Genomic DNA, 1,401 nt, shown 5'->3' with positions numbered 1-1,401 from the left:
GGCCGGCGGCAAGCCGCCGACCGGCGCCGACCTCGACCGGTTCCTGCCCTGGGCCGCCAGCCCCGAGGACCTCACCACCTGGCAACAGCCTCCCGGCTGACCCCGACCCCCGAGACCCCAGCGGAGTGCCCCACGGTCACGCCGCCCACGATCATGCCCCAACGGGATTTCCGAATACGTACCATCGCCGACACCCGAACCGGCATTGCACCACCGACCGTGGACATCAACCGTGCCCGCGTGCTCGCATCGGCGCTACGGTCCGCCAACGCGATCATCACCCCTGCCACCCTTCGGGCCGTCTACCGCCTCCAGGCCATCGACGTGGAGGTACTACTCAGTGCCGTGACCTGGCTACACCAGCACCCCAACGCTGGCAACTGGACTCTGCGGCAACTCCCGGTCCCCGGTATGCACACCAAATGGCTTGACACCCACGGCGCGCTGCTGCGCGATGTCGCGGGCCGCGATGTCCGACACGAAGTCAGACCCCGGCTGACCGTCATGCACCTGACATATGTCGATCCCGACCACGCCGCATCGGGCCRCCGCAGGCACGACGCCTGGACCACCGGTGACGTACATGACATCGCCTACCAGCCACGCGTGGTCCTCGTCGTCGAGAACCGCGACTCCCGCCTCTGGTTCCCGCCAGTCAGGGACACAATAGTGGTCGAGGGCGGCGGCAAAGCCGCAGCCACCCTGCTAGCAAACGTTCCCTGGATCCGCACCGCGGACCACATCGTCTACTGGGGCGACATCGACGCGGACGGGTACACGATCCTCGACCAGTTTCGCGCTGCGCTAGCCGAGCCCGCACCAGACGGYGCACCAGCGAAGCACGTCACCTCCATCCTCATGGGCGCCACAGACCTGCACCACTACGCTCAGCACGGTATTAACCACGACAAGGCGGGTCGTCCCATCCAGCCATCACCGACGACCCTGCCACACCTGACCGAAGCCGAGGCCACCGCGTACAACACCATCGCGACTGYGGGCCCCACCCCATTCCGCCGGATCGAGCAGGAAGTCATCCCCCTCACCCACGCAGCTGCCCGACTAATGCAGATCCTGAAAGGCGGGGGTCTGTCGCTGGCTTGCAGACCCGATCAGAAAGGATGAAACCGAACATGGAGATGGCGGCGCGCCTTGCGCCCGGCGGCGGGGCCGCTGGGCCGGCCGTGGTCGGAACGAGCGTCAACTCATCTACCGCACCGCCTTCGGCCTGACCAACGTCACCAACCAGCAACACCGCGCCCGCTACACCGCCTCCCGCACCACCCGCCCCGCTGGCTACACCAGCCAGGAACATCCTGAAGCTGCCCGGGACTGTAGGTGTCCCGCGTCAAGATCTTGGCTCAGGAATCCTGACCTGAGTGGGCGTTCTGCACGCTTTCG

At 66.8% G+C, this 1,401-nt stretch carries 1 pseudogene; it reads left to right on the top strand.

Going from position 1 to position 1,401, the window contains the following annotated elements:
- Positions 1-183: 183 nt before the first annotated feature.
- Positions 184-1,125 (top strand): annotated as a pseudogene (locus tag CcI156_RS23720) (Wadjet anti-phage system protein JetD domain-containing protein); the annotation flags it as partial.
- Between the last annotated feature and the right edge of the window lie 276 nt (positions 1,126-1,401).

This window comes from Frankia sp. CcI156, from assembly GCF_001983015.1.
GTDB classification, from domain to species: domain Bacteria; phylum Actinomycetota; class Actinomycetes; order Frankiales; family Frankiaceae; genus Frankia; species Frankia casuarinae.
This window is presented reverse-complemented; position numbering and strand designations above follow the sequence as displayed.